Genomic DNA, 22,358 nt, shown 5'->3' on the forward strand with positions numbered 1-22,358 from the left:
ATCCGTCAAAGATTTTGACGGGGCAGGACAAACGCGGTCGCCGTCAGAAATGCCAGCGGGTGGTCTTCACGCGCTGCTGGAATGCCTCGAGCGCTGCCAGGTCCTTCTTCATCAGCGGCTTGTTGACCTTCTCGGTGAAGAAGTCGATCAGCGGACCCGCGAAGAACGCGGTCATCACGGTCCCGATGCCAACCTGGCCGTGGAACGCCAAGGCCAATCCGACGAACGCGAGGTCCTGGGCCACCCGCACCACCCGGTACGGCAGTCGGGTGTGGTCGACGATGATCGGGGCGATCGCGTCGTACGGGGCGTTGCCCAGCGCCGCGGTCATGTACATCGATGCACCGGCGGCGAACAGCGTGATGCCGACGAGGAACATCCCGGTCTGCAGCACGCGTCCGGGATCGGCGGGAACCAGTGGGCTCAACAGGGCCGAGAACCACTGAATGAAGTACCCGGTCATGACCATGTTGATGATCGAGCCGATCCCGATGTACATGCGGCCGAAGAAGAAGACCGGGATCAGCAGCACGGCGTTGCTCATGAGCTGGTACGTGCCGAGGTCGAGACCGATCGTGTTGCTGATGCCGATGTTGGCCGCGGTGTAGGGATCCACACCGACCTGGGCGACGCGCAACACGGCCGACCCGAAACCCAGGACCGCAACACCTACGAGTGCCCAGAACGACCGTCGCCAGTAGTGCATTTTCTGACCACCCACAATCCACGACTATCGCAGAGCGAGGTGGTCATTCACGGTCGACGCGTCGGAGTCCGTTCTACGACTGCTTGGTCAGCGTGAACGAGAACCGCTCGCTGCGCTCGGCCGGGCCGCAATCGCTGGCCTCCCAGGTGGCGTAGCCGGTGCCGGTGAGTGTCTCGTCGTCCCAGGAAAGCGTGCGTGAGGCGGTCAGCGGGGTGCCCTCGCAGGTCCCCGCGTCGGTCCAGGGGCTCACCATCGTCCAGCGTCCGCCGTCCAGGTGGGCCTGCCCGCCGTATGGCGCCCAGGTCGCGCCGCCGGTGGCCGCCACGTCGGCGCAACCCTGGCCACACGACGTCACGGTCCAGGTGCTCCACGTCGACGGGCCATCGTGGTCATAGCGATAGGTGCCGTTGAGTTCCTCGGCGAAAGCCGGGCTCGCGAGACCGACAGCGGTTCCGGCAAGAACCATCGCCGGAATAAAGCCCATGACAAGTCTCACGATCGCACTCCCCTGAAGTCGCCCCGACCCGGTGCCCAAAATTGACGCGGAGAGCATCTCACACGAACGTGCCTTGGGCACAGCAGAATTGGCAGTGCGGCGACTCGAGCCGGCGCGGTTGAGCAGCGATCGCCTTAGCTGGCAAACCAGCCGCGGGTTACCGGGATTCGACCTCGGATTCGACCAACCCGGCGCTGCGGGCGTTGACGACGACGTGTTCCCAACTCGTCGCCACGGCCGCGATCACCGTGATGGCCGTCGCGAAGCCGGCCAGTGAGGCCAGCACCGTGGCCCACTCTCCGCTGGTGGCGACACTGAGCAGGAGCGCGACGAACGCTCCGGCGAGTACCAGCCCGGCGGTCAGCGCACTGCGCCCCCGTGTGGCCCGGCGCAAAGAATCGATCAGTGTCATGCAACCCATTGTGCCCGCGCTGACTGAGCAGGGATGAAGCGTTTCCTATGGAAATCTTCTGAAGTGAACTTCCCCCGGCAAAACCCTTGATTCCGCACTCATGCACGCAGCACGGCTAGGGTGGTCCACCATGGCCAACTTGGATCGCCGAAAAATGATGATGTTGTCAGGTCTGGGCGTGATGGCAGCGGCAATACCCGCCCCGCAAGCCCAGGCCCTCCCGACCAAGCCCCTGACACCGCCTGTTCCCGCGCCGTCGGCGCCACAGGCCACGGTGAACTACGTGTTCGCGGACGAGTTCGACGGGGCTGCCGGCTCGTCGCCGAATACGTCGAAGTGGACCATCGCGAAGGCCCGGGAGACCATCAAGGACCCCACCTACTGGGAGGTGCCCGGCCGTATCGGGCAATACCGCGATGACCGCAAGAACGCCTTCCTCGACGGCAAAGGGAATCTCGTCATCCGCGCCACGAAGGAAGGCGACACCTACTACGGCGCCAAGCTGGCGAGCGTGTGGGAGGGCGGCGCCGGGCATACGTGGGAAGCCCGGATCAAGTTCAACTGCCTGACCGCGGGAGCCTGGCCGGCCTTCTGGCTGGGCACCCTGGGCGAGGGTGAACTCGACATCGTCGAGTGGTACGGCAACGGCAAGTGGCCGTCGGCCACCACCGTCCATGCCAAGTCGAACGGCGGCGAGTGGGAGACCCACAACATCGCTGTCGACACCGGCTGGCACACGTGGCGCACCCAGTGGGACGCGAACGGCGCCCGGTTCTGGCAGGACTACACCGAAGGCGCGAAGCCCTACTTCGAGGTCTCGGCGAGCCAGCTGCCGGACTGGCCGTTCAGCCAGCCCGGTTACACGATGTTCGTCGTCTTGAACCTTGCGGTGGCAGGTTCGGGCGGAGAAGACCCCAGCGGCGGCACCTACCCGGCCGACATGCTCGTGGACTACGTCCGCGTCTGGTAGCCGCGGTAGCGCAACCGCTACTTGGGCGTGATGGTCTCCGCGAACGTGCCGTCACCCTTGTTCAGCCAGCTGATGGTGCCGTGCTGAAATTCGGTGATCCAACCGCCGTTGGCGACATCCGGTCCACCGCCGGTCTCGTCCTCGTCGCCGGTGGGGAAGCCCAGCTTGCCCGCCGGACCACCGTTTGCGGTGTAGACCCGCAGAATCTCGCCCTGCACCACGTGCGCGCCGGTCGACGGTGACGAGAAGATGGTGCCATTGGCGAATGCCTGCACGGTGCCATCGCCCACCTTCTCCGGTTGCGCTGTCGGTAGCCCCAGCTTGGCTTCGCCGCCGGCATCGGAGTACTCCTCGGCGATGGGAGCGTCGAGTACCACCTCGCCGACACCGGGCGCATTCACGGTGCTGGGTGCGCCTTCGACAGCCGACGAGACCGCGCTCGAAGCGGAGCTGGCGCCCTCCTTGGCCTTGCTCGTGCCGGCATCGACGGCCGACGACGCGGCACTCGTCGCGCTGGACAAGGCGTCCTTGGTCTGGTCTTTTGCTTCCTGCGAGCACGCAATGGCCGTCGCGCCGGTGATGGCGAAAGCTGCAGCTAGCGCACCTGTGCGTTTGATCAGCTTTGGATTCATGTCCCGAACGTAACACCGGCGATACCGCGCTTTCAGCAAATGCCGAGATCCAAAGGCAACGCCACCGCGGCTATCGTGAGGTAACGGCGAACGGAGGGCAGATGAGCTCGGGGACCCAACTCGACCGCATGGGTGCTGTGACCAGCGTGACCGAACACGCTGACCGCTTCACCATCGACGTCGATGGCAGGACGGTCGGGCTCGCCGATTTCCACGACCGTGACGGGCAGCGAATCTTTCCGCACACCGAGGTCGACCCGCAGTACCGCGGCCGCGGACTGGCGACGATCCTCATCGCCGAAGCCTTACGTTCGACGCGTGCCGCGGGGCTGCGCATCGTGCCCACCTGCTGGATGGTGGCCGAGTTCATCGACAAGCATTCGGAGTACGCCGACATCACCGACCGGTGAGAGTCCGCCCTCGGCGGGATCAACGCCGAGGCCGGCTAGACCTCCATCCGTGAACCGATGATCACGGTGCGGTCCGCAGGCAGGTTGAAATAGCCTGCGGCATCAGCCGTCAGAAGCGCGGTGGCGATGAAAATCCTTTTGCGCCAAGGCGCCATGTTGCGGTCGGGGCCCGCGACCAGTTCGAGATGCGACAGGAAGTACGAGGCGTTGTCGAGGTCGACGCCGCCCTCGGTTTCCGATGCGGGCACCAGTTTCAGTGCGGCGGGAACATCCGGCCGTTCCATGTAACCGGCGTGGATCGTGACGTGCAGAATGCCGTCGTCGCGGTAGCCGAGATCATCGACTGAAACGCGGTTCTCGTCCGGCACGCGCGGAACGGGTTCGGTCTCCACAGAGGCGATCAGGACGTGGTCGTGCACGACGTGGTTGTGGTCGACGTTCGCGCGCATGGCCAGCGGCACCGTGTCCTCACCGCGGTTGAGGAACACCGCCGTCCCGGGCATGCGGGTCAAAGGTGGCTGTTGGTGGGCGATCTCGTCGACGAACGGGCGCAGTGGTCCTTCGATTTCGAGGCGTGAGGCGGTCACCAATGCCCTACCGCGCTGCCAGGTGGTCATGACGGTGAAGGCGACGACCGCGATGACGAGCGGCAGCCAGGCGCCGTGGACCAACTTTGTGAGGTTGGCGGCGAAGAACAGCAGATCGACCACCAGCAAGGCGCCGCCACCAAGTACCAGCACCCACAACGGCCATCGCCACTGCTGCCGGGCCAGATACAGGAAGAGCAACGTGGTGATGGTGATGGTGCCACTCACCGCCATGCCGAATGCAAAGGCCAGGGCCGCAGACGATTCGAACGCGAAGACGAGGGTCAACACCGCCACCATCAGCATCCAGTTGATCCACGGCACATAGATCTGGCCGATCGTCGACGCCGAGGTGTGCGCGATGCGCAGCCGCGGCAGATACCCGAGCTGCACCGCCTGCGAGACCACCGAGAACGCCCCGGTGATGACCGCCTGCGACGCGATGACGGTCGCCGCCGTCGCCAACACCACCATCGGGATCTGCGCCCATTGCGGTGTGAGGAGGAAAAACGGTGCGCTGGACTTGGTCTCGTCGGCCAGGATCAAGGCGCCCTGCCCGAAGTAGCTCAGCGCGCAGGCCGGTAGCACCAGACCCAGCCAGCCGACGGTGATGGCACGTCGCCCGAAGTGGCCCATGTCGGCATAGAGCGCTTCCGCACCGGTCACCGACAGCACGATCGCAGCGAGCGCGAAGAATGCGATGTGAAAATGCCCGGACAGGAACGTGATTGCGTACCAAGGGGACAGCGCAGCCAGGATTCCGGGGTTGGCGACAATACCGGCGACCCCACAGGCTCCGATCGCGGTGAACCAGGCGATCATCACCGGCCTGAAGAATCGACCGACGACCGCGGTGCCCTGCCGTTGAACGAGAAAGAGCCCGACGATGATCACCGCGGTGATCGGCACCACCCACGCTTCGAGGCCCGGTTCGATGACCTTGAGCCCCTCCACCGCCGACAAGACCGATATCGCGGGGGTGATCATCGAGTCACCGAAGAACAGTGCGGCCCCGAACAATCCGAGCGCCGCCAGAAACCATGTGGTGCGCCGACCTCGAGTCCCGGTGCCGCGGCGTAGCAGCGTGATCAGCGCCATGATGCCGCCCTCACCGTGGTTGTCGGCGCGCATCACGAGGGTCACGTAGGTCAGGGTGACGATCAGCATCACCGACCAGAAGACCAGCGACACGACGCCGTAGACGTTGGCGTCGTCCAGCGGTACCGGGTGTGGATCCGTCGGATTGAACACCGTCTGAATGGTGTAGATCGGGCTGGTGCCGATGTCGCCGAACACGACGCCCAGCGCACCGACGACGATCGCCGGCCGCAAAGGGTGAGCGGTGGTGGGCACGAAGGTCGACCGTCCTGTCAGAGTTGGATGAACTCAGATGCTTCGCTGATTCTGCATCCAGACCCTGGGACCGCGCTCAGGTATCGGTACCGACCAGAGTCATGATGGCTTCGGTCAACCGGTCCAGGTAGTCGTCGTCGGCGTCGACCTGCATGACCGACTGGCGCCAGTACAGGGCTCCCCCGATCATGTCGAGCGCAACATCGATGTCGGCGTCGTCGGCGATCTCGCCGCGCTGCCGGCCTCGCTCAAAAAGCTGAGCGGCCTTGAGACGCCGGGGTTCTCGGATCTGGCCGGCGATCGTGGCTGAATAGTCGGGATCGCGGGCGGCCTCGGCGAGCAGGTCCGGGATGATGGTGCGGGCCAGCCGATGGGTGAGCGCCTCGCGTCCGTTCCGCAGGTAGGCCCGGATGTCGCCTCGAAGGGTGCCGGTGTCGGGGACATCGATCGCTGCAACGGCCACCTTGGTCACCAGGTCGACGGCCAGGTCCTGCTTCGATTTCCAGCGGCGGTAGATGGCGGCCTTGCCGACTCCGGCCCGCTTGGCGACGGCGTCGACGGACAGCCGGCCGTAGCCGACGGCGGCCAGTTCCTCGAAGAACGCGGACTCGATCGCGGCGGTCACATCGTCGAGAAGGACGGGACCGCCGGAGGTCCGGCGCGCTGCTGTGGCCACGAGCCGATTCTACGAGACGGAACGGTTGCGTTCCGTTTAATCACGATCTAGCCTAATCGAGACGATGCAGTTCCGTTTCGTTAAGGAGAAGCCATGAAGTTCCTGTTCGACGACGAATCGTTCTCGTTCGAAACGCTTCGCGCAGCCGGGTACGCCAATGCCGGCGGCGCGGATCTGGGCGAGATCCTGGTGACCGCCCGAGCCATCCCCGAGGGTGACGAGGCCGCCTGGCATCGTGAATGGAAGGCGACCGCGCAGCGGGTCGAGGCCCTCGGCCGCCAATCGCTGGCCGCGGGGCATACGGTCAGCGCGCGTGAGGCGCTGCTGCGGGCGTCGAACTACTACCGCACCGCCGAGTTCTACCTCCGCGAGAATCCCTCCCATGATTCCGAGGCCAAGGAACTGTTCGACCGCTCGCGCGAGACGTTCCTGGAGTCAATGTCATTGTTCGGCTTCGGTTTCGAACGCGTCGCCATCCCGTACCAGGACACCACGCTGCCCGGGTACCTCTACCGCGTCGACGACTCCGGAATCCCCCGCCCCACTGTCATCTTCAATGGTGGGTACGACTCCACCCTCGAAGAGTCCTACGTCGCACTCGCGGCCGGGGCCCTGGTGCGCGGGTACAACGTGCTGGCGTTCGACGGACCCGGTCAGGGCGCCACATTGCGTGAGCAGGGCCTGACGTTCCGGTCCGACTGGGAGGCCGTGCTGACCCCGGTGGTCGACTTCGCCCTCACTCGGCCTGAGATCGCGCCGGAGGCGATCGGTGTCTTCGGCTACAGCCTCGGCGGTTATCTGGTGGCCCGCGCAGCGGCCTTCGAGAACAGGCTCGCCGCCGTCATCCTCAACGACGGTGTCTACGACTTCCACTCGGCCTTGACCAACATGATGCCGCCGTTCCTGTCCAAGTGGGTCGATGAGGGCAATGACGAAGCCGCCGAGGCGGTGCTCGGACTGCTGATGGCCGTCAACACCCAGACCCGCTGGGCGGTGCGAAACGGGCTGTGGTCCTTGGGAATCGACTCACCGGCCGAGCTGGCCCGGGCCTTCAAGGCCTACACGATCGCCGAGGTGGCCGACCGCATCACCTCCCCGGTCCTGGTGCTCGACGCCGAGAACGACCAGTTCTTCAAGGGTGAGCCGGCGCGGGCGGCCGAGGCGATGCTCAACGCGAAGACCACCCTGGTGACGCTCTACGAGGCCGACGGTGCGGGTGAGCACTGCCATATGGGTGCCGCATCGCGAGCGAACCAGGTCATGTTCGACTGGCTCGACGAACAGTTGGGCGCTCAGGCTTGAGGGGTCACCAAGTATTTCTCGCCGGTGGCCTTCTGCAGGTAGCTGTTGAACGCCTCGGGTTTGAGCATTCCGGCCAGTGAGACCTCTTGGGTGTACGCGCTCGCGAACGTCGTGGTCAGTTCCGCGGCGACACGGGCGCGCAGCCGGGCGATGGTCTCCGGGCCGGCGCCGGCGAGGAACGGAGTGAGCAGCCAACCCCCGACGCCCCAGGCCATCCCGAAGTTTCGGGTCAGCACGGTGGGGCCGGTGTCGAGGCTGCCGTAGATGTACACCTGCTTGTGAACGCTCGACCCGTAGCGGGAGTACTGCGCGGCAGTCGCGTTGGCGGCCCGCTCCATGCCGTTGAGGATCTGGCTCGCCAACGTGCCACCGCCGGTGGCGTCGAACGCCAGCGTCGCCGACGTCGCCTTGAGCGCCTCGACAAGATCCGTCTCGAACGACGGCGACGACGAGTTGCAGACATGGACCGCGCCGAGGCCGCGCAGGATCTCTTCCTGTTCGGCCTTGCGGACGACGTTGACCAGCGGCACCCCGTCGGCCAGGCACGCCTTGACGAGCATCTGGCCGAGGTTCGACGCCGCGGCCGTGTGCACCAGAGCCGAATGCCCTTCGCGGCGCATGGTTTCCAGCATGCCCAGCGCCGTCAGCGGGTTGACGAAGGACGACGCACCGTCTTTGGCGCTGGCCCCCTCAGGAAGAACCAGGCATGCCTCGGCCTTGACCACCCGGTACTGCGCGTACATCGCGCCACCGGCGATCCCGACTGTCTTGCCGAGTAGCGCTTGCGCCTGCGCCGACTCCCCCGCCGCCACCACCGTGCCCGCGCCTTCGTTACCCACCGGAAGCGAGATGCCGACGCGTGCCGCCATCCCGGCCAGTGCCCCGTCGCGCAGTGGCGCGGTGACGACAGGCCGGTCCGCAGTGCCCGCGACCGTGGCCGCCGACATGTCGGCGGCGCTGGGAATCAGCAGACCCAGATCCGACGGGTTGATCGGCGAGGCTTCGACCCGGACCACCACTTCGTCCTGCGCCGGAGTGGGCACCGCAACCTCGTGCAGCGACAACTCGAGCGTGCCGTTATCGGTCACCAGCGACCGGAGTTCCAGAGCAGTCTTGGGCAGGGCTTCGGTCATGCTTGAACACTACGTCCGTCGCGAGGCACTACACCCGTGCTTCAGTTCAGAACGTTGATGCGGAATTCACCTCAGCGGTAGCCGGCAAGACCGTCAACAAGTTCTTCCTCGTCGCCGTCGCGGATTGCGTAGAGGGCTTGTTGCAGAGCGAATGTCTCGCGGATGGGGGCAATTCGATCGGCGAGCGCACGGCTTGACCAACTGCGTAGGGCGAGTACTCGCTCAAGAAACTCGCGACCGTAGCCGGCGCTGATCGCTGCGAAGTCCTCGGCCTGGTCACCGAGGGTTACCTCGTCCCAGTCGATGACTCCAGAAAGGTGTGGCACGCCATCCCGCCACTCCCACAACACATTCTCAGCACCGAGGTCACCGTGTACGACTGCTTGGGTGAGATGGGGAAGGTCGTCGAGTGCTGCGAGTTCTCGCTCAGCCCGTAGGCGCCCGTCGCCGGACATGAGCCCGAACAGCTCCGCGCGTACGCTCTCGGCGAATTCGCGCCATCGGCCTTCCGGGGCCTCAGGGAGCTCTGCTCGGACTGTCTCGTTGGTTCCTGCTCGGGCCAGAGCGGACAGCAACGTGGCGTACTCCCCCGCCACGGCTTCGACCACCCGGTCATCTTCGAGCGCGTCGTTTTCAAGCGGTTCCCCGGGAATTCTGCTGAGCAGTAGGAATGGCGTCTCATCCGCACCGCTCTGGAGGAGCGGTTCAGGTGTGCGGAAACCGAGCCCGAGGGCGGCGAGTGTGCGTAGTGAGGTCGCCCGCCCGGGCAGCCGGTCAGCTGCAGCGTGGGTGCGAGGAAGACAAACGACACGATCCGCTCCGATGACGACAATGTGGAATTGCCCTTGGCGTACCGAAAGGTCGTCGGGATGGTCGTCGGGCAACAGACGACGCAGCAGAGTTCGGTGTGCCGCAACGACGCTCATGAACCCCATGGTTCCACCCGGCGAACGCTACGAACGACTACGCAAGGTCGGCTACACCGAACATTTGTCCCCGGTGAACAGATCACAAGTCGTCTGTAGGCCGTTGAGTACACCGGCGGGGATCGCGGAGATGAAGTCAGTGGCGCTGATGGCACGCAATGACGTGAGATCAGTGGCCTTCTGCGTGCCGATCAGCACCGCCACGGCGTCGCCCTTGTCGGTGGAGATGGTGAACGAGTCGTCGCCGTCGCCGTACTGCCCGGCGCAGTCGGTCTGGCACGTCCCGGTCGTGGGATCGATCTTCTCGTCGAACATGTCGTTGATCCACCCGGCGGACAGCTCACGCACGGCCAGCGGGTTCTGCGGCTGCGGGAACCCGGCGATGAGGTACGCGGTGGCCTGGATCAACGGGTTGCCGCCCTGCATCGGGTCCATGTGCACGCCGCCTTCGAGCACCACGCCGGTGAACTGCCCGGGTCTGGCTTCGGTGAGCTGGTCGTTGACGTCGCTGAACACGTTCAGGAAGTTCAGCGGCGCACCGATCTCATAGATCGGGATGTAGTCGTTCGGGTCGTCGTCACTCGGGTCAGCGGTCCCGTTCGTCTCCAGCTCGTCGAGCCGCTCCATGGCGTCGGGAATGATCGAGCCCATCGGCACCGCGTCGTAGATCACCACGCCGGCAAGGTCGTTGGGCGCATCCAGACCCTGATCGCGCCGGCGGGTCAAACCCTCGGCGTAGTACCCGGCGACCCCAGGGGCGAACCCGCCGCCCAACGAGTGTCCGACGAGGACGAACTGCGTCGGCACATCGAGATTCTCCGGCCGGCCGGCCTTCAGCTCCGCCGTGTCCATGCTGGCGTTGAGGGCGGTGCGGTCAGGATCGAGGAACAGCTGGGCGACCGCCTCGTGCAGATTGTCTCCACCGAGCCACATGCCGTCGGCCTCGAAGGGGTTCGACGTGAACGTGGTGGTGACGACGATGCTGTTGGTCGACTGGGCCAGATAGGAGGCGGTGTAGCTGTAGAGCGGCCCGTTGGCCAGGAAGCCGTGCTGCAGGTAGATCAACCGGGTTGGTGGCTCACCGTTGGCGGATGTGGGGAAATACCAGTTGGATTCGACTTCATGGCCTTCGGAGATCACCAGGGTGGAGGTGCTGACCTCGACCGAGTCACGCAGGCCCGGCGGGACCACCGGGTCGCCACCGACGATTCGTTCCAACGCGGCGACGGTATCGAACACGACACCGGTGATCACCGACAGCGGCTTGGGATAGTTCTGCGGTTCGGGATTGAGCGTCAGGGCGCCGAGGCTGCGGATCACATCGTGGATCGCCTCGATGGGATCACCGTGGGCCGGGGTGGCCGCGGCGAGGTCGACTACGCCTTCGGTTTTGGACTGTTCCGGGATGGCCGACTTCAAGACGTCCCGCAGCGTCCTCGTGACCTGGATATCGCGTTGTTGGGTTGCCGGTGCCGCACCCTCCACCGACGGATGGAGGCGCTCACGTTGCGCGGCAATGGCGGACCTGATGCTTATCGGCGGCCGGACCCGCACCTCGACGTCGCTCGAAGGCGCTTCAGCGTCGGGGCCGTCCACGACGCTCACCGGGTTCCGCTCGCCGCGGGTGACCTGCCGAATCTCGTTGCGCACCTTGGTCTGGACTGAATCGGCGAGCTGGCGGATGGGCCGTTGAGTTTCCACCCTGCGCTGTTTGGTCGTGCGCTGGGTGTCTGTGGCCGCCGTCGATAGCGCCGCTGTCGGCCGCGGCTTCACCGCGCGTGGTTTCGGTTTCTGCGTTTTCTGGTTGGACGCGTTGTGCGGGGCCGCCGGCTTCGCATCGCGCTTTGACCCGCCGTCGTCGTCGGCGTGTGCTGTCCCTGCCCCGGCGAGTACGGCCGCCGATAGTCCGGCTGTGAAAACTCCAGCACCCACCCACGCTGCGACACGCGTCATTAGTCCCCCCGTTACATCGAACTCGACCTTTGTCACGCTAGCGGGGGTCGGCGCTCCGTCGGACGGGATTCGGCGAGATCGCCTCGAGAGCCCTAGCCGAGTTCGAGCGAATCACGCGACATCCGGAAAAAGTGTCCGGTGCCGGTGTCGGTGCAGGTGACACCCGCGGGTTGCGACTCGCACTTCATCGGTCCGGCCGAGCGCGTCTGACCGTAGGCCAGCGTAGGCATTCCGGTGTCGAAGATCGTGTCGCCGTGGCAGTGCACCTCGGGAGTGCTGCCCGGTTTCAGGCTGACGCGGTCGCCCCAGTCCAGGTGGCAGTCTGCGGGCTTGGCCGGCGGGGTGTAGGTGTGGTCCCGGATCTCGCAGACGACGCCGTTGCTGCCGTCGAAGCCGTTCGGGACCAGGCACCAGATGTTGCCCGACGGGGTGACGAACTTGGGTGGTGGCGGGCAGGCGTTCGCGGTGGCGGGAAGGGCGATGAGGGCGGCCGCCGCGGTGACGAACGGGATGAGGTGACGCGGTTGTGTGCTCATGGTGTTGAGCATGCGGGGACCGTCTTGCGGAATTCTCAATGGAATCTTGTGCTGAGTTCGTCGGCGGTGGCGGCCGGTTCGGCGACGAGTTCCACTCCCCAGGCGAGCGCCGCACCTCGCCGCATGGCTTCGGCGTCACCGCTGGTCAGATAGGTCCTTGCGGCTACTGGGCCAGTCTGTGCGGCGGGATGGCGCGCGGCGATGGCGGCGGCCAGCCGTTCGACCGGGTCGATCAGCGTGGCGTGGGGTAAGGCGTCGGCGAACCAGTCGCTTGCGGCCGGGTAGTGGGTGCACGCCAAGACCACGGCCTGGGCTCGCTGCAGCGGGGCCACGATCCGGCGCAGGTCGGCGACGAATCCCGGTGAGCCGCTGCGGCCCGCCTCGATGTGGGCCGACAACGGTTGCGCCACCCGGGACAGCACCTCGCGACCAGGCCGGGCCAGCCCGCGCCGGTAACAGCCGCTGGCGATGGTGCGGCGCCCACCGACGACACCGACGGGTCCTCGGACGTGGTCGGGCACCGACGCCAGGCCGTGACCGATGATGCCCTCCACCGGAACCGGCGCCCGGCTCAGGCGCGGAGCCACCGTGCTCGCCGCGTTACAGGCCAGCACTGCTTCGGTGGCCCCGCGGCGAGCGAGCTCGGAGACCACGGCGCCGAGCCGGGCCGTCAGCTCCGCGCTGCGCATCCGGCCGTAGGGCGTGACTCCGGCGTCCGACCAGTACAGCACCGGCAATACGGGCACATGCCGGTCCAGTTCACGCACCAGCCCGATGCCGCCGATGCCCCAGTCGACGATGCCGAGGCACGCAGGCGGCGTCATGGGTAGGTCAGCGGGGCCGTGAGCCCCTTGTCGAGGGGTCCGGAGTCGAAGGCCATCACCCGTTGTGACGGCGTCGCGGTCAGCAGCCGCAGCTGGGTGCCGGGGAACCGGCTGGCGAAGTACCAGCGGTACTCGTGTTCGGCGCGGATCGGATTGTGCCGCAGCATCTCCCGCCATGCCGGATGGCTGGTCAGCGCGGTCAGATCGGCGGCGAACTGCGGTCGGGCCCGACGGGTGCGCACATGCTCGAGCGCCGACCGGGCCAGCACCGGGAGTTCGCGAACCCGCATCGGGTGCTCCACCATGTCGACCACCCAGAGCCGTCCGCCGGGCGCCAGTACCCGGCGGATCTCGGCCATCACCGGATCCCAATCCAGGTACCGGAACGACAGAAAGCAGGTCACCACGTCGACGTGATCGTCGGGGAGGTCGAGCTGCGGACCGTCGACAGCGGTGAACCGCAGCCGGGAGCGATGCCGGCCACGGTTGCGCGCCTGGGCAAGCATGCCCGAGGAGATGTCCACGCCGATGCCGAAGTCGAGTACGTCCTCGTCGTCCAATGCACGCAACAACGCACCAGTGCCGCAGCCGATTTCAAGTACCCGTAGCCCCCGCCCGAGTTCAGCCCGGGCGTGTGCGGCGCGTTCCGACACCCACCGCCACTCGGTGCCGCGCACCCTGATGTCGGCGTAGGCACGGTCATAGAGTTCGGCCACCGGATCGTACGAGCCGACGGAACCGGCGTGGTCGGGCATGCTGAGCACCGGTGGCTGTGCTGCGGCTCCGAGGTACTTGCGGGCGGCGCCCAGTGGCCCGTGCGACTTCCGTCCCGGCGCGTCGATCAGGTAGAGGTCGGGGCGGGTTACGGGACGGCGTCCCGCCCAGGAGAACCGGTCCTTGCGCGTCGACACCGTGGTGTAGTTGCGGTTTCCGAACGCGGGTACGCCGAACACGTTGGCGAAGAACGGCGCGAACCAGCGCGCGGTGCGGCAGGCATGAAAGTAGGCGCGGCCCGTTTCGGTGAACGGGATTGTCATCGAACGCCATTCGTGCGGTGAGAACTGCTCGGGCCAGTCGGTCGATCCGAACATCGGGCCGTACATTCCGGAATGGCTGATGAGGTGCAACTGGTCGATGACGCGGCCTGCCTCGGTGAGTCGGGTGAGCTGCGCGGTGAAGTCGGCCTTGTGATGGAGGCCCGACATGATGATCTCGGCATCGGGATGGGCGGCGGCCAGTTCACGCGCCATGGTCGCCGCGGCCACCGCGAACTCTGCCGATCCGCCCCGGTAGTGCGTGGTGTGGGCCACCCAGATCACCGGTGCAGCCAGTGTTTCGGGGGATATCTGGGCGAACGGGACGCGTGGGTGCGGCTCTCGTGGAATCCAGGCTCCATAGTTTCCGACCAACTCCAACCTCTCGGAGCGATCCAGATCGAACACCCGCATGCTGGTCGCGGGCGGACTGTAGAAATGCAGGGTCAATCCCCCATCCAAGCCGGCCATATCGTGGATCACCTCGCTGGTGATGCTCGTGACCTCGCCGGTGTGGTGCTCGGTGCTGCTGATGACGGAAAACCGTGGACCGTCCCAGTCGAAGCGTCGCTCCTCGAACCGGCCTTGCAGGACGATGACGAAACCGCCTGCCCCGCCGTGGTCGTGGGGTGCGCAGCGCTGCCCGGGTCGCCACCGGGCCAGCATGATCTCGACCCCGTCATCGACGCGCAAGATCGTCCGGGAGTAGGGCTCACCGTCGTTCGGGTGGGCCGCCATGGCGGCCAGCGCCGTGCGCACACCGGTGACCCGGACCAACAGGTCCGGCCCCGGGACCTCGCCCCTGGCCGCGACGCCGGCCAAGTCGTCGAGCAGCGAATCCAGTCCGGCAGTGTCGTCGTACCGAGCCGGGAGGTGCGAAATCGTGGTCATGCCGGAACGATGACGCCGACACCTTGCAGGATTCTCAACGGATCCTTGCGGTAGCGCCGCCCCGCGTCACAATGGGATGCGGACCGCGCCGAACACCGGGAAGGCAGGCGATGAGCGACACTGTGCTCGGGTTCGGCCTGCTGGGGCCGCTGCAGGTCACCGTGGACGACGCGAGTGTTGCGCTGGGCACGCCCAAACAGCGTGCGGTGTTGGCATTCCTGCTCATCAACCGCAATCGGGCGATCAGCACCGAATCGCTGATCGACGCCGTCTGGGACGGCGAACCGGTGCCCGCGGCCCGCGCCACCATCCACACGCACGTCTCCAACTTGCGCCGGCTGCTCGGCGGCTCCGACCGGGATACGCATGCCACGCTCGTCAAAGCGGCTCCCGGTTATCGGCTCAACGTAGCTGTCGGCAGGTGCGATCTGGACCGGTTCATCGCCGAGAAGTCCGCGGGGATAACCGCCGCTGCGGCAGGGCGGTTCGAGTCAGCCGGCACGCACCTGGCCGCAGCCCTGGCTCAATGGCGTGGCGACGTCCTCGAGGATCTCCGCGGATTCCGATTCGCCGACACCTTCGCCGCGGCCCTGACCGAGGACCACGTGGTGGTGCACACCAGCCGTGCCGAAGCCGAGATCGCCTGCGGACGCGCCGCAACCGTCATCGCCGATCTCGAAGACCTCGTCGCCAGGCATCCGTACCGCGAACCCGTATGGGCTCAACTGATCACCGCCTATTACCAGGCGGAGCGGCAGTCCGATGCGCTGGAAGCCTATCGGCGCGTCAAATCAGTGCTGGCCGAGGAACTCGGCATCGACCCCGGGCCCACGCTCAGCGCTCTGCATGCGCGGATCCTGCGTCAGGAGCGCCTCGACATCCGGCAGGTCGCCATGGCCACCGCTGCGCGCACCGTCAGCGCCGGACGCACCGCCGTCGGCCGTGGTGCGTCGGCCGCCGCGCTGCACGATGCCGACGGACGCCGATACCCGTTGAAGCCGAACGTCACCCGCATCGGTCGGCTACCCGACAACGACATCGTGCTCGACGATGCCGAGATCAGCCGCCACCATGCCGTGATCATCGACACCGGAAGCAGTTTCGTCATCACCGACCTGCAGTCGGCCAATGGTGTGCAGGTGCGGCAGGAACGCATCCATCCCAGCGCCACCGTCGGCGACGGCGACCACATCCGCATCGGCGGCCGCGAGTTCACCTTCGAACTTCGAAGCGCTGCACCGTGACATCGATCCGCAGCGGCCGATTATGGGCTCTCATCGCCGTCTTCGCGACGCTTGCCCTTGTCGCGGGGGTCGTCGTCGGGACCCACCTCACCCGGCGCCCGAACACGGGGAGCTCTGCCCCCACCGCGTCGCTGGCCGCCGAGTTCGCCCAACTGGAAACCTCGCTGCACGCCACGGCGGGGATCGCGCTGAGTGGCGTCGGACCCGGACGGGAACCAATGTCGTTGGGCGACTGGCAGAGCGGCCCCGCCTGGTCGACGATCAAGGTGCCGTTGATCATCGCCGCGCTGCGCGCCCAGGTGCCGCCACAGATCACCGAAGCGATGACGGCAGCTATCACCCAATCCGACAATGCCGCCGCCGAGACGATCTGGGAGAGCCTGGGCACCCCGGCCGAAGCTGCCGGCAAGGTGGAGGCGGTTCTGCGGCAGGCCGGTGACCCGACGATCGTCCAATCGCAACGCGTGCGGCCCGAGTTCAGCGCGTCGGGACAGACCGACTGGCCGCTGGCCGACCAGGCACGGTTTACCTCGGTGGCCGTGTGCGACAAGGCGAATGCTCCGGTGTTCGACCTGATGGGCCGGGTCGAGCCCGATCAGCGGTGGGGTCTCGGCACGATCGGGGGCAGCCGGTTCAAGGGCGGCTGGGGCCCGTCACCCACGGGCGGTTACCTGGTGCGTCAGATCGGGGTGCTGACCACCCCGACCGGAACAGTGGCGGTGGCGCTGGCCGCGTTACCGCACTCGGGGAAATTCGAGGACGGCACCGCCGCACTCACCACGATGGCCAACTGGCTGCGACAACGGCTGGCCGCATTGCCCGCCGGTGACTGCCCGGCTCACCAGAGGTAGACGCGGGCGTTCTTGCCGCCCGTGCAGGTGATCCAGTTCTCGCCCGAGGACTGCTGGCAATGCATCAGGAAATTGGAGCCGTCGCACAGTGCACCGGGCACCCTGCCGCAGTCCACGGCACCGGGGGCCGACACCGCGCGCGGCAGCGGGCTCGCGTTGCCGTATTCGGCCCAGTACGACGTCAGCACACTGTTGGTGAAAAGGCATGAGGTTTCCGGTGTTCCGCGTCCGGCGCGGCTGCCGAACCCGCTGGCGGTGGTGGCTGCGAAACCGTCGTCGCAGGTCTGGTGCAGGCTGCTCTGATCGGGACCGGTAACCAGCGGCGGCAGCGGACCTCCGTCCTGCCCCGGATCCTTGCCAGACGCGGAAGGCGGTGTGTCCGAGGGCTGGCCGACGTCGGTGGCAAGCATGCCGATCACGACGCCGAGGCCGCCGAGGATCAGCGCGGCCGCCACGGCGATGACGGTCGGCAGCACCCAGCCACGCCGGCGGGGCTCGGAATGGGCGGGCGATTGGTCCGGCGGTGGACTGACCGTGGAGGCGGCGAGCGTCGGCGCCTGGTGCGGCAGGGTCGTCGGCGCCGAGCCGGCCTGCAGCGCACGTTGGGCCGCCCGGCCCAATGCGCCCGCGGACCCGTACCGGTCGTCGGGGTCCTTGGCCATGCCCCGGGCCACCACATCGTCGAGTGTGGAGGGCACCGTGGGATTCGTGATGCTCGGGCGCGGAGGCGGTGCGGAAATGTGCGCTGCGAGCAGATTTTCCAGGTTGTCGCCCGGGAACGGCGGATGACCGGTCAACGACTCGTACAGCACGCACGCCAGCGAGTACGAATCGACCGCCGGCGTCACCGTCTGGCCCGTGAACCGTTCGGGCGCCATGTAATTCATGGTGCCGATGCGGGATCCCTCGGTGGTCAGCCGGCTGTCGCCCTCGCTCTCGGCGATACCGAAGTCGACGAGGTAGGCGAAATCGGCCGGCGTGACGATGATGTTCTGCGGCTTGATGTCGCGGTGGATCAACCCAGCCGCGTGCGCCGCGTCCAGGGCAGCCGCGATCTGGTTGATGATGGCCACCGCGCGCGCCGGTTCCAGCGGACCGTCGGAGATCAGATCCGACAGCGTGGCACCCTGCACCAACCGCATGTCGATGTAGAGGCTGCCGTCGATCTCGCCCCAGTCATGAATGGGGATGACGTGCGGTTCCTGCAAGACGGCCGCCGCATGCGATTCCCGCTGGAACCGGGTACGGAAGATGGCGTCGTTGGAGTACTGATCGGCGAGGATCTTCAAGGCCACGGTCCGGTTCTTGTCCGCATCGAAGGCCTCGTACACCTCCCCCATCCCGCCTCTACCCAGCAGGCGCGTGATCGAGTACTTGCCGAACGTCGTACCGACGCGCGAATCCACTTCCAATCTCCCCTGGTCGTTCGCTATAGACGCAGTATCGCCTGTGAGGCCACGCGATGCAGATGATTACCGACCATCTCTGGTCAGGGGCTTCCGATCGCGGGCACAGTGTCGGGTCGGCCTTTCGGCTGTTGGTACCCGGGGCAGGCTATCTCGATCTTGACCTGGCGCCACCCGTGCCCTTCCTCGGCAGGCATCCGTCCGCTGACCGTGTAGACGTCGTCGACCTTGATGGCCGTCATCTCCTGCGAGTCCTTGGTGAATCCACTGCCCTCGGGAATATGGAAGCCCGCCGCCGTGACGACCAGGCGGTGTGTCGTCGCCAGCATGAGCCGCACACTCTGTCGGTGGTTCGTCGCCGACGGCGAGGCATAGATCAGCAGGTTGCCGTCGGGGAACCGGGTGCAGGTGACCTGCGCGGCCAGGGTGTGGGCATCACCGTCGATCACGATCTTCACGTCGGACAGACCGACCCCCGACGTACATCCCGTCAACAGTGCGATCGCAGCCGTCGACGCCGCGATACCGGCGCGGACACGCATCTGTGCAGTATGGACCGGGCACGGGCGAGCGCGCCGGATGAATCTGTCGATTTCAGCCGGTATGGCACACCGCACTTGAGAAAATGACCCCGCCGATGGCGCTACCTGGGCGAATGGGATGCCGCATGATCGAAGTGATCGACCGAGGATCAACCACCGAAACGCATCCCGTGCCGCTGCTCTTCGTTCACGGTGGCAGTAGCGCAGCATGGTGCTGGGACGAGCATTTCCTGGGCTACTTCGCCGGCCGGGGCTACCGCGCCGTCGCGCTGAGCCTTCGCGGCCACGGGTCCAGCACCCTGTCCAAGCCTCTCAATTCCTGTTCGATTGCCGATTACGCCGACGACGTACACGCCGTTGCCGACACGCTCGGTGGCAAGCCAGTGGTCATCGGTCATTCCCTGGGGTGCTGGGTCGTGCTGAATTACCTTGCAACGCACGCTGCTCCAGCTGCGGTGCTCATGGCACCCGGCACCCCGCGGGGAATACGCCGATGGGCACTCGGCGTCCTCCTCCGGCATCCGTGGCTGGTTCTGCGTACCAACACCGTCGGCAATCCAGCCGATCTTTTCGGGACGCCGGACTTGGCCCGGGAATTCGTATTCTCTGCGGGTACACCCGAGTCCATCGTCACATCCTGTTTGGCGCGCATGGGCTCCGAGAGCAAACGCGCCGCCCGAGAAACAGTGAACCAACTTCCTGGTGCTGACCTGATCGCAGCGCCAATGCTCGTCCTGGGTGCAGGAGCCGATGGTATGCGAATCGACAGGGATGCATCTGCCGTCGCCAGGACCTACCAGGCAGATCTGGAATTGTTCCCCGGTATGGGGCACATCATGATGCTCGGGCCTGGTTGGCAGGCGGTCGCGGACAGAATCGACGCTTGGCTGATCTCAGCCGCCGGCACCCCGATGCCGGCCTGACCAGAACACAGGACCGGCGAAATTAGGTAGCCGACTACGCTACGCATCTCTCGTTCCCGGCAGGACCCTTGACGGATGAGCGTGCAAGATAGCGACGCCCGGGACGTCAATCGGCTGGCACCGGACTACCTGGCGCACTGGGTCGTCAAAATGCGGCGTGCGCTGGCCTGGAAGACGCTTTGAGGTGGCACACATGAAGATCGGAAACTCGATGATCAGGCTGACGGGTGTGGTCGGCGTACTGGTGGCCGGCGTGTTCGCGTCGGTGACAGGCTGCGCCGACCCGTCTCCCGCGGCCCCGGCCGCCGGCAGCTCGGTCACGCTGCAGGACTTGCTGTCCGCACCGGTGCCGGCGCTGTGCCAGCACGACCCAGGCAACCTGGTGAACGGGCAACTACCGCCTCAGGATTCGCATCCCGGTTCGGTGAGAATCGCCCAGAGAAACGATGAGCCGGACAGGAGCTACAAGGTCGCGTTCGGCAACCTCACCGGCGGCGCCAACACCGATGCCGCCATGGTGACCGACTGCAGCGCCGGTGGGGTGCCGTGGCCAGAGACCGTGCAGCTCTACACGGCCGGGCCGACGCTGTTGGGTGGGGTGAACCTGGGCGACCTCACGCACAGCCGCGAGGTTGTGACCGACCTGTCGATCAGTGATGGTGTCGCGCACGTGAACTGGCTGGCCAACGGACCCGACGATGGCGAGTGCTGTCCCACCATCAAGATGGCTGCCGATCTGCGGTGGGATGGCTCCACCGTGAACGCCCAGAACGTCCGCAGGCTCAACTGAGCCGAGCATCAGCCCGCGAGTCTGAAATTGTGTGCGAGTTTCGGCCACAATCTCGCACACAAGCTCAGGTTGGGCGGTTCGACTAGACCTTGCCGGCCGCGAAATCGGCTGCCTGCGCGACCTTTCCGGACTGCACATAGGACACGTGGGCACCCATGTCCCAGCCGCCTTCCCAGCAGATCGGATCGCCCTCGTTGCACTGGGCGATGGAGTTGGCCGTGTACTGCGGTGCCAGCATCGGCAGCGTCTGCCCGGCGGCCAGAAGTCCCGAGAAGCTGGTGAGCGGTGTACCGAACAGTGCGGTGGCCGCGACATGGTCGGCGACCTGAGGAGACGCCTCGTTGGTGGCCTTTTCGATGACCGCCGCGCCCTGCGAGTAGCCACCGAGCACCATCTTCGTATTCGGACAGCTGGCGGCGACGGACTCGATGAGGGACCGCGCGGCGTCAGTACCGGCCGGGGTGCTGGTGTTGAAGTCGTTGGTCGCCGGGTAATCCACCGCGGTTCCGTCGACGGTGCGCGGCGCCACCCGCGCACGCAGGTCGTCGACGAACGGACCACCGACACTGCCCAGGCCCGGGGGCTCGTTGGTGCCGCGGGCGAACACCACCTCGACATCGGGACACGGTGCGGCTTGGGCCGACGTCGGCGTGATGACCGGAGCGGCTGCGGCGAATGCCGCGAACGCCAGGATCGGTGCGAGCTTGCTGGTCATACCCACCGATCGTAGGGCCGTTCCCCCGATCGGTGGACCCACGATTCCGGCGATTCATGGTCTGACCAGCGGACAGACTCGGCGCCGCGCAGACGGGATGGTGTTCTCAACACACCAACACCCACCGAGGGGAACACCACATGACCACCACGAACAACACCACCAACCGCATCGGCCTCGTTCGCCGCGTCGCACTCATCGCCGCAGCGGCGGCCGTGCCGGTGATGGGACTCGCCGTCGCGCCGACCGCCGGTGCAAAGGTCCCGGACTTCGGTCCATGCGGAAACGTGAACGACAAGGTGGACCTCTGGAAGGACGTCAGGTACGCCACGCCGGCACACAAGGACGGCGCGATCGACGTGGTGTTCCCCGGTGGCGACAAGTCCCGTGGCTACGCGGTCAGGCAAGGGCACCACCCCGCCCAGCTGACCGACCTGCTGGTGATACCGACGGCACGCGAGACCGGCATCGAATGCGACAACCTGACGGAAGCCGGCGCTCCCCACTACTTCAAGGACGCCTTCGAGCAGGTCAGCATTCTGCCGCCGGGCAATCAGGGTCAGGCCCCGGACTGGGCGTTGGGCATCAACTCCGCCGACAACCGCGGCCAGGATCAGCTGCACATCCACGTGACCCTGCTCGACCCGACCGCCCGCGCCGACATCGACCAGGCCGTGAAGAACCACAAGGTGACCAAGGATGAGAAGGCCTGGAAGACCTCGGTGATCGGGGTGCGGGGCCACACCCAGGCGGGCCCGATCGAGAAGAGCCCCCACGGCTACCGCACCTGGAACACCGACAACATCGACCAGAACTTCTTCGCGGCACTGAACAGCCAGATCGTCGCGCCGCTGAAGAAGTCGGGCGCCGACGTGGGCATGAACAACGAGACCCTGTTGATCACCAAGAACCACCAGGGCCCCGGGTTCATCGTGCTCGCCAGTGACGAGAAGTCCGGCATCACCCCGGCCGGCGTCAACAACATCGAGCGGTTGCTCGACAAGGGCTGAGCCTGCCTGCGAACCCAACGGCCACCCGAGCACGGG

General features: G+C 66.4%; 23 protein-coding genes. 8 read left to right on the forward strand and 15 right to left on the reverse strand.

What is annotated here, in order from left to right:
• Positions 1-43: 43 nt before the first annotated feature.
• From A5779_RS04850 to A5779_RS04860, 3 genes are all read right to left on the reverse strand, one after another.
• A complete protein-coding gene (locus A5779_RS04850; protein ID WP_064879514.1) occupies positions 44-706 on the reverse strand; it encodes a YczE/YyaS/YitT family protein in 663 nt (220 codons plus the stop codon).
• A gap of 73 nt (positions 707-779) precedes the next feature.
• Positions 780-1,202, reverse strand: a complete 423-nt coding sequence (locus A5779_RS04855; protein ID WP_131811568.1) for a hypothetical protein — start codon at positions 1,200-1,202, stop codon at positions 780-782.
• 157 nt (positions 1,203-1,359) lie between these two features.
• On the reverse strand, positions 1,360-1,614 hold the full coding sequence (locus tag A5779_RS04860) for a hypothetical protein (RefSeq protein WP_110776888.1): 255 nt from the start codon (positions 1,612-1,614) through the stop codon (positions 1,360-1,362).
• Positions 1,615-1,744: 130 nt separating this feature from the next.
• Between A5779_RS04860 and A5779_RS04865 the strand changes: the two genes are divergently transcribed.
• On the forward strand, positions 1,745-2,584 hold the full coding sequence (locus A5779_RS04865) for a glycoside hydrolase family 16 protein (protein ID WP_064879518.1): 840 nt from the start codon (positions 1,745-1,747) through the stop codon (positions 2,582-2,584).
• A 17-nt stretch (positions 2,585-2,601) separates the two neighbouring features.
• On the opposite strand, the gene A5779_RS33425 is transcribed toward A5779_RS04865, so the two are convergent.
• Positions 2,602-3,216, reverse strand: a complete 615-nt coding sequence (locus A5779_RS33425) for an LGFP repeat-containing protein (protein ID WP_064879519.1) — start codon at positions 3,214-3,216, stop codon at positions 2,602-2,604.
• 101 nt (positions 3,217-3,317) lie between these two features.
• Here A5779_RS33425 and A5779_RS04875 point away from each other — a divergent pair, with 101 nt between their 5' ends.
• On the forward strand, positions 3,318-3,626 hold the full coding sequence (locus A5779_RS04875; RefSeq protein WP_064879521.1) for a GNAT family N-acetyltransferase: 309 nt from the start codon (positions 3,318-3,320) through the stop codon (positions 3,624-3,626).
• A 35-nt stretch (positions 3,627-3,661) separates the two neighbouring features.
• Here A5779_RS04875 and A5779_RS04880 read toward each other — a convergent pair whose 3' ends face one another.
• Both A5779_RS04880 and A5779_RS04885 read right to left on the reverse strand, forming a co-directional pair.
• Entirely contained in the window at positions 3,662-5,566 is a 1,905-nt protein-coding gene (locus tag A5779_RS04880; RefSeq protein ID WP_207549026.1) for a potassium transporter Kup, read from the reverse strand.
• A gap of 76 nt (positions 5,567-5,642) precedes the next feature.
• Positions 5,643-6,242 carry a TetR/AcrR family transcriptional regulator gene (locus A5779_RS04885; RefSeq protein ID WP_064879526.1) on the reverse strand — a complete coding sequence of 200 codons (600 nt, stop codon included), beginning with the start codon at positions 6,240-6,242 and terminating at the stop codon, positions 5,643-5,645.
• 93 nt (positions 6,243-6,335) lie between these two features.
• On the opposite strand from A5779_RS04885, the gene A5779_RS04890 reads away from it, so the two are divergent.
• Positions 6,336-7,544: an alpha/beta hydrolase family protein gene (locus tag A5779_RS04890; protein WP_064879528.1), complete on the forward strand. Its 1,209-nt coding sequence runs from the start codon at positions 6,336-6,338 to the stop codon at positions 7,542-7,544.
• On the opposite strand, the gene A5779_RS04895 is transcribed toward A5779_RS04890, so the two are convergent.
• From A5779_RS04895 to A5779_RS04920, 6 genes are all read right to left on the reverse strand, one after another.
• A complete protein-coding gene (locus tag A5779_RS04895) occupies positions 7,535-8,677 on the reverse strand; it encodes a zinc-binding dehydrogenase (RefSeq protein WP_064879536.1) in 1,143 nt (380 codons plus the stop codon). The genes A5779_RS04890 and A5779_RS04895 overlap by 10 nt on opposite strands.
• Before the next feature lie 71 nt (positions 8,678-8,748).
• Positions 8,749-9,603, reverse strand: coding sequence for a viomycin phosphotransferase (vph, locus tag A5779_RS04900; RefSeq protein ID WP_064879567.1), 855 nt, complete (start codon positions 9,601-9,603; stop codon positions 8,749-8,751).
• Between the two features lie 51 nt (positions 9,604-9,654).
• Positions 9,655-11,304, reverse strand: a complete 1,650-nt coding sequence (locus A5779_RS04905; protein WP_131811569.1) for an alpha/beta hydrolase — start codon at positions 11,302-11,304, stop codon at positions 9,655-9,657.
• Between the two features lie 344 nt (positions 11,305-11,648).
• Entirely contained in the window at positions 11,649-12,092 is a 444-nt protein-coding gene (locus A5779_RS04910) for a DUF6636 domain-containing protein (protein ID WP_064879569.1), read from the reverse strand.
• Positions 12,093-12,127: 35 nt separating this feature from the next.
• On the reverse strand, positions 12,128-12,916 hold the full coding sequence (locus A5779_RS04915) for a glutamate racemase (protein WP_064879539.1): 789 nt from the start codon (positions 12,914-12,916) through the stop codon (positions 12,128-12,130).
• Positions 12,913-14,841: a methyltransferase domain-containing protein gene (locus tag A5779_RS04920; RefSeq protein WP_064879540.1), complete on the reverse strand. Its 1,929-nt coding sequence runs from the start codon at positions 14,839-14,841 to the stop codon at positions 12,913-12,915. The genes A5779_RS04915 and A5779_RS04920 overlap by 4 nt, the downstream gene beginning before the upstream one ends.
• A gap of 110 nt (positions 14,842-14,951) precedes the next feature.
• On the opposite strand from A5779_RS04920, the gene A5779_RS04925 reads away from it, so the two are divergent.
• Positions 14,952-16,085, forward strand: a complete 1,134-nt coding sequence (locus A5779_RS04925; RefSeq protein WP_064879541.1) for an AfsR/SARP family transcriptional regulator — start codon at positions 14,952-14,954, stop codon at positions 16,083-16,085.
• Positions 16,082-16,936, forward strand: coding sequence for a serine hydrolase (locus A5779_RS04930; RefSeq protein WP_064879543.1), 855 nt, complete (start codon positions 16,082-16,084; stop codon positions 16,934-16,936). Before A5779_RS04925 ends, A5779_RS04930 begins: the two co-directional genes overlap by 4 nt.
• Here the strand turns inward: A5779_RS04930 and A5779_RS04935 are convergent.
• Entirely contained in the window at positions 16,924-18,342 is a 1,419-nt protein-coding gene (locus A5779_RS04935; RefSeq protein ID WP_064879545.1) for a serine/threonine-protein kinase, read from the reverse strand. The two genes, A5779_RS04930 and A5779_RS04935, sit on opposite strands and share 13 nt — an antisense overlap.
• A gap of 83 nt (positions 18,343-18,425) precedes the next feature.
• Positions 18,426-18,884: a lipoprotein LpqH gene (locus A5779_RS04940; protein ID WP_064879547.1), complete on the reverse strand. Its 459-nt coding sequence runs from the start codon at positions 18,882-18,884 to the stop codon at positions 18,426-18,428.
• Between the two features lie 125 nt (positions 18,885-19,009).
• Here A5779_RS04940 and A5779_RS04945 point away from each other — a divergent pair, with 125 nt between their 5' ends.
• Together A5779_RS04945 and A5779_RS04950 are read left to right on the forward strand one after the other, a co-directional pair.
• Positions 19,010-19,807: an alpha/beta hydrolase gene (locus A5779_RS04945; protein ID WP_110776892.1), complete on the forward strand. Its 798-nt coding sequence runs from the start codon at positions 19,010-19,012 to the stop codon at positions 19,805-19,807.
• A gap of 193 nt (positions 19,808-20,000) precedes the next feature.
• Positions 20,001-20,597, forward strand: coding sequence for a hypothetical protein (locus A5779_RS04950; RefSeq protein WP_064879551.1), 597 nt, complete (start codon positions 20,001-20,003; stop codon positions 20,595-20,597).
• Between the two features lie 82 nt (positions 20,598-20,679).
• On the opposite strand, the gene A5779_RS04955 is transcribed toward A5779_RS04950, so the two are convergent.
• Positions 20,680-21,312 (reverse strand): cutinase family protein, encoded by a 633-nt coding sequence (locus A5779_RS04955; RefSeq protein ID WP_064879553.1) that lies wholly within the window; start codon positions 21,310-21,312, stop codon positions 20,680-20,682.
• 140 nt (positions 21,313-21,452) lie between these two features.
• Here A5779_RS04955 and A5779_RS04960 point away from each other — a divergent pair, with 140 nt between their 5' ends.
• A complete protein-coding gene (locus A5779_RS04960; protein WP_064879555.1) occupies positions 21,453-22,322 on the forward strand; it encodes a CDP-diacylglycerol diphosphatase in 870 nt (289 codons plus the stop codon).
• Positions 22,323-22,358: the final 36 nt, after the last annotated feature.

Source organism: Mycolicibacterium peregrinum (assembly GCF_001665625.1).
Classification (GTDB): Bacteria; Actinomycetota; Actinomycetes; order Mycobacteriales; family Mycobacteriaceae; genus Mycobacterium; species Mycobacterium peregrinum_B.

Coding starts and splice junctions, on each gene's coding strand:
- A5779_RS04920 (WP_064879540.1), bottom strand. CDS start 14,841: ATGACCACGATTTCGCACCTCCCGGCTCGGTACGACGACACTGCCGGA.
- A5779_RS04925 (WP_064879541.1), top strand. CDS start 14,952: ATGAGCGACACTGTGCTCGGGTTCGGCCTGCTGGGGCCGCTGCAGGTC.
- A5779_RS04850 (WP_064879514.1), bottom strand. CDS start 706: ATGCACTACTGGCGACGGTCGTTCTGGGCACTCGTAGGTGTTGCGGTC.
- A5779_RS04915 (WP_064879539.1), bottom strand. CDS start 12,916: ATGACGCCGCCTGCGTGCCTCGGCATCGTCGACTGGGGCATCGGCGGC.
- A5779_RS04960 (WP_064879555.1), top strand. CDS start 21,453: ATGACCACCACGAACAACACCACCAACCGCATCGGCCTCGTTCGCCGC.
- A5779_RS04895 (WP_064879536.1), bottom strand. CDS start 8,677: ATGACCGAAGCCCTGCCCAAGACTGCTCTGGAACTCCGGTCGCTGGTG.
- A5779_RS04890 (WP_064879528.1), top strand. CDS start 6,336: ATGAAGTTCCTGTTCGACGACGAATCGTTCTCGTTCGAAACGCTTCGC.
- A5779_RS04865 (WP_064879518.1), top strand. CDS start 1,745: ATGGCCAACTTGGATCGCCGAAAAATGATGATGTTGTCAGGTCTGGGC.
- A5779_RS04950 (WP_064879551.1), top strand. CDS start 20,001: ATGAAGATCGGAAACTCGATGATCAGGCTGACGGGTGTGGTCGGCGTA.
- A5779_RS04955 (WP_064879553.1), bottom strand. CDS start 21,312: ATGACCAGCAAGCTCGCACCGATCCTGGCGTTCGCGGCATTCGCCGCA.
- A5779_RS04940 (WP_064879547.1), bottom strand. CDS start 18,884: ATGCGTGTCCGCGCCGGTATCGCGGCGTCGACGGCTGCGATCGCACTG.
- A5779_RS04875 (WP_064879521.1), top strand. CDS start 3,318: ATGAGCTCGGGGACCCAACTCGACCGCATGGGTGCTGTGACCAGCGTG.
- A5779_RS04945 (WP_110776892.1), top strand. CDS start 19,010: ATGATCGAAGTGATCGACCGAGGATCAACCACCGAAACGCATCCCGTG.
- A5779_RS04860 (WP_110776888.1), bottom strand. CDS start 1,614: ATGACACTGATCGATTCTTTGCGCCGGGCCACACGGGGGCGCAGTGCG.
- A5779_RS04910 (WP_064879569.1), bottom strand. CDS start 12,092: ATGAGCACACAACCGCGTCACCTCATCCCGTTCGTCACCGCGGCGGCC.
- vph (WP_064879567.1), bottom strand. CDS start 9,603: ATGAGCGTCGTTGCGGCACACCGAACTCTGCTGCGTCGTCTGTTGCCC.
- A5779_RS33425 (WP_064879519.1), bottom strand. CDS start 3,216: ATGAATCCAAAGCTGATCAAACGCACAGGTGCGCTAGCTGCAGCTTTC.